At 47.3% G+C, this 9,278-nt stretch carries 9 protein-coding genes; all 9 read right to left on the reverse strand.

Annotated elements, in window-relative coordinates; genetic code table 11:
* Positions 1-35: 35 nt before the first annotated feature.
* Positions 36-416 (reverse strand): FtsB family cell division protein, encoded by a 381-nt coding sequence (locus SIN01_RS12750; RefSeq protein WP_047035477.1) that lies wholly within the window; start codon positions 414-416, stop codon positions 36-38.
* A gap of 14 nt (positions 417-430) precedes the next feature.
* Entirely contained in the window at positions 431-1,009 is a 579-nt protein-coding gene (yabQ, locus tag SIN01_RS12755) for a spore cortex biosynthesis protein YabQ (protein ID WP_010026610.1), read from the reverse strand.
* Entirely contained in the window at positions 1,006-1,314 is a 309-nt protein-coding gene (yabP, locus tag SIN01_RS12760) for a sporulation protein YabP (RefSeq protein WP_010026609.1), read from the reverse strand. The genes yabQ and yabP overlap by 4 nt, the downstream gene beginning before the upstream one ends.
* A 69-nt stretch (positions 1,315-1,383) precedes the next feature.
* The gene (locus SIN01_RS12765; protein WP_010026608.1) at positions 1,384-1,629 is read right to left on the reverse strand and encodes an RNA-binding S4 domain-containing protein; all 246 of its coding nucleotides are present in this window, start codon (positions 1,627-1,629) and stop codon (positions 1,384-1,386) included.
* A complete protein-coding gene (gene hbs / locus SIN01_RS12770) occupies positions 1,626-1,901 on the reverse strand; it encodes a non-specific DNA-binding protein Hbs (RefSeq protein ID WP_010026607.1) in 276 nt (91 codons plus the stop codon). The genes SIN01_RS12765 and hbs overlap by 4 nt, the downstream gene beginning before the upstream one ends.
* 88 nt (positions 1,902-1,989) lie before the next feature.
* On the reverse strand, positions 1,990-3,621 hold the full coding sequence (locus SIN01_RS12775; protein ID WP_010026606.1) for a putative polysaccharide biosynthesis protein: 1,632 nt from the start codon (positions 3,619-3,621) through the stop codon (positions 1,990-1,992).
* A gap of 252 nt (positions 3,622-3,873) precedes the next feature.
* Positions 3,874-4,410 (reverse strand): stage V sporulation protein T, encoded by a 537-nt coding sequence (spoVT, locus tag SIN01_RS12780; protein WP_010027190.1) that lies wholly within the window; start codon positions 4,408-4,410, stop codon positions 3,874-3,876.
* Positions 4,411-4,505: 95 nt separating this feature from the next.
* Positions 4,506-8,060 (reverse strand): transcription-repair coupling factor, encoded by a 3,555-nt coding sequence (gene mfd, locus SIN01_RS12785; RefSeq protein WP_010027192.1) that lies wholly within the window; start codon positions 8,058-8,060, stop codon positions 4,506-4,508.
* 269 nt (positions 8,061-8,329) lie between these two features.
* Positions 8,330-8,899, reverse strand: coding sequence for an aminoacyl-tRNA hydrolase (gene pth, locus SIN01_RS12790; RefSeq protein WP_010027193.1), 570 nt, complete (start codon positions 8,897-8,899; stop codon positions 8,330-8,332).
* Between the last annotated feature and the right edge of the window lie 379 nt (positions 8,900-9,278).

The following is a 9,278-nucleotide window of genomic DNA, read 5'->3' on the forward strand; positions in this document are numbered from 1 at the left end:
AATTATATTATTATACATAGCAAAAAAAGTGCCTGTCAATCCTTGGTCTGAGCGGGTTTTGAAAAAATAATCTCACCCTTGTTCGATAATAGATAATCACGTCTGGCGATTTCGCCAATATAGTCCTTATCATGAAGCAGCTTAATTCGTTTCTTCACGTCGGACGCCTCATGCTTCGATTGGTTCAGCTGCTTTTGCAAACCTTTTTTGGTCTGCATGGCTTCGTTAATTTGGTGAGATTGTGAAATCAATGAGGAAATCATGAAGGTGCTAAGCAGAGCGAAAACCACAAGGAAAGCAAGCAAACGCCGCATTAATCCTTTTTGTCGTTTTCTTTTTCTTTTTTCATTCAACTCATGTGACTGCAGATAATTATTTTGCAGCCGAGTAACCCGCTCAACGCCCGCACTTTCCATTTTATTCCCCCCGATCATTTCCGCTTCACAAGAAGTGATATCCACTGCCCAATTTTTTGCCGGATCTGTATTTGTTTCTTTGTTACAAACAGGAGAAAACGGTCCGGAAGAATCATCCGGATGATGCCTCTTAGCAGTTTCAAAGGAACAGCAAGCAGAAAGAGCACAATTCTTATCGCAGTGTTTACTGTCATTCTACACAATCTATACGTAAGCATCAATAGGAAAAAGATCGGATAGATCAATAAACGATAGACAGATTTTGCCGTAAACCGCCCTGTTCGGACAACCATAAAGACTATTTTGCCGAAAAGCCGCATAAAAGGCCTCTCCAAGAGCGCTTTATAAAAGGAAAAACCAAGCGCAATGGCCAGGAAATAATAAAGACGCAGCTGACCTTCATTCATCGGCAGCAGAAATGAAAAGAGCAACAGCGCTTGTACGATCCAAAAGAGAGGGTCTGAAATGAGCAGAATCCAACGGCGCCCTTTCCTCGGATGAACAAAATGCTGATAGACGGAAAAAGAGGCGCCAAACCATATGCCCATGACAATCATCAGCATGAGCGTCGCATATTGTTCTCCCAGTGTCATCGAAACAGCTTGCTGAAGAAGCCTTTGTGCGCTTCTCCGCCCTGATCATCCAGATAACTGATTTCAATAATATGCCCCTCAATTAAAACTTGTCCCTGATCAACATTCAGATTCTGCATTTTCAGACCCGAACCCCGAACAGTTAGATAACCCAGCACGGTTTCAAGCAGAAATTCTTCATGGTCAAAGCTTTCTACATGTTTCACACCGGTGATCTCAATCGACTTTCGGTCCTTCACCACAATGTTCTGATTTTGTACTGGCTTGTCTTTATTAGGGATTGGCGACGAATAGAATTGACTCAATGGACTCCCCTCCTCTAATTCTTACATTATGAAGGAGCTGTCCCATTTAGAACTTAAGCGAAAGGCGTGTTATTTTTGCACCACTTCATAGAGCGAAGCCGCTTCTTCTTTTTTAACAACCTCTTTAAGCTGGAGAATCCGAACCGTCATCGGTCTTTGCCCAAAGTGCAGCGTCAGCACATCGTCGACCGCAACATTCGTGCTCGCCTTTCCCGGCTGTCCATTAATGTCGACACGCCCTTGATCGGCAAGTTCTTTCGCTACCGTTCGCCGCTTAATTAAACGGGAAACTTTTAAAAATTTATCTAATCTCATTTTTTCACTGCATCCTTAAATTTATTTCCCGCTCTGAATCCGGGTACGCGTGTTGCCGGAATCGTAATGGTTTCGCCCGTTTGTGGGTTGCGTCCTGATCTGCTGGCACGTTCGCGTACTTCAAATGTACCGAATCCGACGAGTTGCACTTTTTCATTTTGTTTCAACGCTTCGATCACTTGGCTCAATGCTTCATTAACGATAGCCTCGGTATCCTTTTTCGCAATGCCTGTTTTGTCTGCTACTTTATTAATAAGTTCATTCTTATTCATGAAAAAACCCTCCAAATCATTAATCGTGATTTCCGCTACTCCCAGCTGTTGCCTTATTTGTCCCATTTTATCATATGTGGGCCATGGTTCACAGTTTCGATGATCGATGTGCCGCCTCTGCATCATGCTCCGTACGGTCTCTGCGCTTCGTCAATGTCGCTAAAAAAGGAATCCGTGCCAAGTCACGCGCATCAAGAAAACGAAAAAACCAGATCAGAGCAACAAAAACCACACCGCCTATCATAGCGGCAGACAGCGCGCATACTGCTGCTGCCGGTCGCGAGGCTAGCGGTTCTGTAACCCTGTACATCGCTTGCTTCCACACAAAAACGGAAAGTGTCATCCCGGCAATCGCCGACGCCAGCTTAACCAGCATCAACCAAGAAAACGCACGCGTCAAACCGGCACGCTGTAAATAAAACACGTTCAATCCGGCTGCGATAAGCGTACCCGTGCACGTTGCCAGTGCTGCGCCGACAATAGAAAAGCGGGGAATGAGCAGAACGTTAGCCGCCGCTTTCGCACTCGCACCGACAATCAAGCAAAAAAAAGGCATCCATGGCTTCCCGGCCGATTCCCAAATTCCTGAGGCGGTCAGCATCAGCGACAGGGTGAGCATCGTCAGCGCAGCAAGGGCGAAGGCAAGCGTTCCGTTCGCGTTCCTGAAAAGCATGATGTTCGCTTCTCGGCTGATCGACATAAGCCCGGCTGCTGCAGCTGCACCAAATGCAAGGCTGATTTTGAGCGCGAGTGCCGCTTCGATACGAAAATCATGATGCTGACGCTGCACCGCAAGCTGTGAGAGTCTCGGCACGATTGCTGCGGTCAGCGAGGTTGCCGCAATCATCCCGAACTGAGTCAAGATATAAGCACGATCATAGATCCCTTTTACCGCACGCGCATCAGCAACCTGTCCCTGTTCGAGCAGGCGCAGTACCGTAAGCGAATCAATCAGCTGAAAGAACAGCAGCGGCACCGCAAGAACGGAAAACAGACACCCGCTGATCATCAACTTTTTTACCCATCGCCATCGAACCGAATGATCCGATGAGAACAGCAGCCTTTTGACTGCAGCTTTTTTTTGTGGCACAAAGCACATTAAGATCACTAATGACACAAGTGGCGCAAAAGCTGAGCCGGCGGTTGCCGCAAACCCAAACGCGTAGGGATCTCCATGAGTAACAAACAAGTACCAAGATACACCGAGAATAAAACAAACCCGCATCGTTTGCTCGCCAATCTGAGACAGTGCAGTCGGCAACATATTTTCTTCATTCCCTTGAAACGTTCCGCGCAAAAGGGCGACCAGCGGCACAAACAAATAAGCCGCAGAAGCAACACGAATCAATCCGGTCAGATGACGGTCGCCCATGATGGCAGTCAAGAAATCAGCGAAGAAAAAGAGCCCGACGAAAAAGAAACCGCAGAGCAGCAGCAGGGCCATTCCGGCATGCCGCGCTACTGTAGCCTTCTCTTTAGGTTGGCCGGATGCTTCTGCCATATATTTAGAAACCACAATCGGGAAACCTGTTGTCCCGAGTGCCGCAGCGAGCGCGTAAAACGGATAGACTTGCTGATAGACATAGAAGCCGACGTCACCGGCAAAGTTTTGGTATGGAAGCCGGTACAACGCGCTCATCAGCTTCACCAATAATGCAGCGGCGGTTAGAATCAGTGCGCCCTTCCATACGCGATGGCTTCCCTTGTTCTCTTGATTCATAGATGTTCCTGCTTTTCTCAAGAATTATAAATAGGATTATATCATATCTTTCCTCTTCAGACGGATTAATCACCTTGTTCAGATCCAACAACGGATTCGTTAAAACACTGAGAAAAACAAAGTCGCGCCTATTCCTTACTTCCGCAGGCGCCCGAGCATCTGCTCGCTGATGGACAGTCTTTTGCGTGACTAAATATCACACACTTTCTTCCCGCACAAAAAAGAGGCCGCAGGCGCGCCTCTTTTTATGGTTCAATGTTCCATTTGTCTGCTGAGGAACCCAGCCGCGGTCTCTGCAAGCTTCACTTCGGTTTCACCGATAGCCTTCTGATCCTTGTCAATCAACATGATCGTCCCAATCGGATCGCCACCGGCAATAATTGGGGCTACAACGTAAGTCCCGGACAAATTTTCATGTCCTTCAATCAAGGGTTCGCCGCGTTTCTGCTCAGAAATGGTCTGCCGCTGCTCCATTGATCGTTCCGGGACAGAAAGCAGCCGCTTTTCTAAAAAATCTTTTTTCGGAGCTCCTGAAACAGCGATCACCGTATCACGATCGCTAACCAGGGTCAGTTTTCCTGAATTCTCTGCTAGCGACTCTGCATACTCTTTAGCAAAATCACTAAGCTCACTCATTGGCGAATATTTCTTTAAAATAACTTCACCATCATGATCCACAAAAATCTCTAATGGATCGCCTTCACGTATACGAAGCGTGCGCCGTATTTCTTTGGGAATGACTACCCGCCCAAGATCATCAATCCGGCGGACAATACCAGTTGCTTTCATTTCAAGGATGTCCTCTCTTTCCGCTTCCGCAAAAATGATTGATTCCTTGAATTATTATCTGCGCTCCTGGTAGAACTATGCATCATTCACCAAATTTAACCTGCTTTCTCTGAAGGGCTCTTCAGCCGCTCAACACCGCTAAGCAGTTCCGTAACTTCCTTCAACATCGGCTCGGTATGACGCGCATCACGTTTAATCGTCACTTTCATTTTTGTCCCTTCGCTGCCGAGCGCAACACCATTGCCCATTTTGCTAACCGCTTTAAATAGCGATTCACGATCAAGCGACTTCCAGCCCATCTCTGAAAAAATAATCGTGGTTTGTGCACCTTGCTGTTTGATTTCCTCAATCATCAGTGTATTCGCACGCACACGCATCTCAGCCACTTTAAACAGATCGGCAACTTCACGCGGATAATCGCCGAAGCGGTCAATCATCTCATCGCGCAATTCGGCGATATCCTGCAACGATTCGGCCGATTTGAACCGTTTGTACATATCAATCTTCTGTAGCGAGTCGTTAAGATACGCATCCGGAATATAAGCATCCGTATCCATTTCAATCGTTACCTTAGGTGGACGCGGTGCTGTGGTCTGCGTTTTATCTTTGCTGCTACGCTCGGCGATCGCGTCCTGAAGCATCTGCGAGTACAGATCAAAGCCGACCGAATCGATGAATCCATGTTGCTGCGCGCCGAGCAGGTTGCCGGCGCCGCGAATCGACAGATCACGCATTGCGATCTTAAAGCCGGAACCGAGCTCAGTAAACTCTTTAATGGCTTGCAGCCGTTTTTCAGCTACTTCATTCATAACCTTGTCGCGCTGATAGGTGAAATAGGCATACGCAACGCGGTTTGAACGACCGACACGACCGCGCAGCTGATACAGCTGTGACAGCCCCATCCGATCAGCGTCATAGACGATCAATGTGTTCACATTCGGAATATCAACGCCAGTCTCAATAATAGTTGTGCTAACCAGTACATCCGCATTTCCATCAAGAAAGTCAATCATTGCCGATTCAAGTTCCGATTCCTTCATCTGACCATGAGCAAACGTTACCGAGGCATCCGGGACCAGATTTGAGATCATCTCAGCCATTCTCTGAATCGTCTCAACGCGGTTATAGAGGAAGTAAACTTGGCCGCCGCGTGCCATTTCCCGCTCAATGGCTTCGCGGATCAGCGCTGCATTATATTCCATAACAAAGGTTTGAACCGGAAAGCGATTTTCCGGCGGCGTTTCAATAATTGAAAGATCGCGTACCCCAAGCATCGACATATGCAGCGTCCGTGGGATCGGTGTTGCCGTCAAGGTCAATACATCGATATTGGCCTTTAGCTGTTTAATTTTTTCCTTATGCGTGACGCCAAACCGTTGCTCTTCATCCACAATCAGCAGACCGAGATCTTTGTATTGAACATCCTTAGACAATAAGCGATGCGTGCCGATGACCAGATCAACCGTACCGTTTTTCAAACCTTTAAGCGTTTCCATTTGTTCTTTCCGCGAACGAAAACGGCTGAGCAGTCCAATGGTTACTGGAAAATCTTCAAAACGTTCACTTGCTGTCTCAAAATGCTGCTGCGCAAGAATAGTCGTCGGCACAAGGAACGCCACCTGTTTCCCATCGGCAATGGCTTTAAATGCCGCACGCAAAGCGACCTCCGTTTTTCCGTAACCGACATCGCCGCACAGCAATCGATCCATTGGCTTTTCTTTTTCCATATCGCGCTTGATTTCCTCAATTGCCTGAAGCTGATCAACGGTTTCTTGATAAGGGAAAGCCGCATCGAAATCATGCTGCTCTGCCCCATCCTTGCTGAATGCATACCCTTTGCTGGCTTCGCGTTTTGCATAGAGCTTGATCAGATCATCAGCAATATCCTGAATGGATGAACGTGCCTTGTTCTTAACCTTCTTCCATTCACTTCCGCCAAGCGAGTAAATTTTTGGTTCTTTGCCTTCTGAACTAACGTATTTCTGAACCTGATCGATATGTTCAATCGGGACGTAAAGTTTATCGTTTCCCTTATAGATAATTTCAAGATAATCTTTATGAATGCCGTTTACTTCCAGTGTTTCAATTCCGGCGTAGCGGCCGATCCCATGATCAACATGCACGACATAATCGCCGACGTTCAATTCGTTATAGCTCTTCAGTCGCTCGGCATTGGATAGTTTCTTCCCACGTCTTGCCGGCTTTGCTGTTTTTTTGGTAAATACTTCTCGCTCAGTGATGACCGCGATCTTCTTCAACGGCAGTTCAAAGCCATTTTCAAACTGTCCGACCGTGATTTGATTGATTCCATGAACCGGAAGTGTATCCGGAGCGACAAGTTCTGCCGGCACACCATAATCCGACAGCACACGTTCCAATCGTTTCGCTCGCTCCGGATCGGAAGCAAGGAAGATTACCGCAAAATCGCCTTTTTTCCAGCGCTCCGCCTCTGTCTTGAGCAGCTGAATTTGCCCATGAAAATTCTGCATCGTGCGACACGTCATGTTGATTACATTCTGCGGCTGGAACTGTCCATGATAGCGAAGAAACAAAGAGAGCAGCAGCAACGGCTGATTGAGCCGTTCGGTTAATTCATGCCATTCCATCGTCAGTGGAAGATCGCCGACGAGCTCCCCGCGCTGCAGCAGATCAACACGCCATTCGGCTTCCTCATGGTCCAGCTGCTCCGCCATCTCCTGAATGCGGCTGATCTCATCAAAAATGATCAATGCATCCCCAGGCAAATAGTCATGAAACGTTGTTTGTTTGCTGTAGAATAACGTCGCATATTTGATCATTCCGTTAAAAGGCTGATTTTGCCTTAACGCCTCAAGTTCGGCTTCGGTATGTTCATTGATCAGTTCCTTTACCTTCTGATCGGACATCTTTTTCAATGCGCGTGCCCGTTCACTTTCCAAGCCTTTTGCGGCTGTCGTAAAATTTTCATCATAGAGCAACAATTCACGTGCAGGTCCGATCAAAACGGTGCCGCGAATCATATCCAGCGAGCGCTGCGTTTCACTGTCAAAGAAGCGAATCGAGTCGATCTCATCATCGAACAGTTCAATACGAACCGGATGCTCCTCCGTTAAGGGATAGATATCGATAATACCGCCGCGAATACTGAATTGTCCGGGTCCGGTGACCATCGATTCACGCTCATAACCGATTGCGGTCAGCTTGCGCAGCAGTTCATCCAATTGAACCGTTTTTCCGGTTTCAAAGTGTAATAAGCTCGCTTTCCATAGATAAAGCGGGGCCAGCAGTTTCTTCAGCCCGGCTGCTGGTATGATGATTAATCCCTTTTTCTTCTGTGCCAGGTGGTTGAGCACATCAATACGCTGTGCCAGCAATTCAGGACTGGCAACTGCCAGCTCAGAAGCAATTAAATCGTTTGCAGGATAAAGGAACAGTTCCTCTGCGTCGATGAGCCCCTCTAGATCGTTATAGAGCTTCTGCCCTTGAAACAAGTTATGGGTCACCACAACCGTCGTTTGGTTTCGCTGTTCATAAAGTGCCGTGATCCACAGTGCTTTTGCACCTCCCGACAGTCCGGACACGAGCTGCTGTTTCATCCCCTGCCGATAACCATCAAGAACGGTCTGTATTTCGTTAATCTTTTGCTGATAGTATTGGCTCAGCCCAAGCATCGGCTAACCTCACTTTCTAGGACTTGGCTCAGCAAAGCCACCGGCGCAGGCTGAGCCCTGTTCATGCGTATACGATCGCCTTCGCTTCCATCGCTCTTTTTGAACGGCATCATTTGCCAAGAAAAACGAGTGAAACGGAAACGTTGGCGATCACTTTGCCTTGTGTTACGAAACCGAAAAATGCTTTGGCAGACGCCAAAGCCCTGTACGGTTACATCAGAACCTGATTCTATAAAAAATAACTTCTATGATTATGCCCTGGGGGAAAATTACTTATTCGAGTTATACATGTTCATGACCTGCGAAAAAGGCTGCGTCAGCCATGCCTTAACCGCCGAAGTAGAGCGTTCGATGGCAGCATCAATCGCCGCTCGATCGTCCCCTTGAAAGCCTTGCAATACATAACGAACGACCGCTTCACGCGTATGCTGCGGATGTCCGATCCCTACTTTGATGCGTGCAAACTCCTGAGTACCAACATGCTGAATGACGGATTTAATGCCGTTATGACCGCCTGCACTTCCCTTTTGCCGCAAGCGAATCTTACCAATTGGCAGATCCATGTCATCTTGAATAACCAAAAGATCGGCGGTATCCAATTTAAAAAAATGCAGCAGCGGGCCGACCGCTTCACCGGATGCGTTCATATAAGTAAGCGGCTTCACAAGCAAAACATCAGTATCACCGATTTTTCCTTTGCCAAACAGAGCATTAAACTTATTCTTGGTTAAGCGGATCGATTCCTGCTCGGAAAGATAATCAATCACTTCAAAACCTATATTATGTCGTGTATGGGCATATTCAGAACCTGGATTTCCCAAACCAACAATCACTTTCACCGTATTCACTCACTTTCAATGGAAGCTGGGTTTTTCGTTCATCAACGCTGTACTTGAACGACACTTCAGCTGCTTGCATCAACAGGGCACGACCGCGGGCGCCAGAGCATCTGCGCGTTTGATGCACCGTCTTTTGCGTGACAAAAAATCACAAACTTTCTTTACTTGTTAGAAAACTCGGCTTCGCCAGAGTGTTCGGTGAGCCGCAGGACGCGGCGTTCTACCAAACCACTTATACTCGTTTCCTTAAATTTTTTTCTTATACTTTCCTACCAGTGTAAGAAAAACCGGGCAATAACGTCCGGTTCTTAACCTCCAACAATGTGTGATGGACTCGTGTCTTTTCGGTGCTGAATCGCCGCTTCGGTTACTCGCTTGC

Origin of the sequence: Sporolactobacillus inulinus (assembly GCF_006539285.1) — a bacterium.
GTDB classification, from domain to species: Bacteria; Bacillota; Bacilli; order Bacillales; family Sporolactobacillaceae; genus Sporolactobacillus; species Sporolactobacillus inulinus.

Coding starts and splice junctions, on each gene's coding strand:
- SIN01_RS12750 (WP_047035477.1), bottom strand. CDS start 416: ATGGAAAGTGCGGGCGTTGAGCGGGTTACTCGGCTGCAAAATAATTAT.
- yabQ (WP_010026610.1), bottom strand. CDS start 1,009: ATGACACTGGGAGAACAATATGCGACGCTCATGCTGATGATTGTCATG.
- SIN01_RS12765 (WP_010026608.1), bottom strand. CDS start 1,629: ATGAGATTAGATAAATTTTTAAAAGTTTCCCGTTTAATTAAGCGGCGA.
- hbs (WP_010026607.1), bottom strand. CDS start 1,901: ATGAATAAGAATGAACTTATTAATAAAGTAGCAGACAAAACAGGCATT.
- SIN01_RS12775 (WP_010026606.1), bottom strand. CDS start 3,621: ATGAATCAAGAGAACAAGGGAAGCCATCGCGTATGGAAGGGCGCACTG.
- spoVT (WP_010027190.1), bottom strand. CDS start 4,410: ATGAAAGCAACTGGTATTGTCCGCCGGATTGATGATCTTGGGCGGGTA.
- mfd (WP_010027192.1), bottom strand. CDS start 8,060: ATGCTTGGGCTGAGCCAATACTATCAGCAAAAGATTAACGAAATACAG.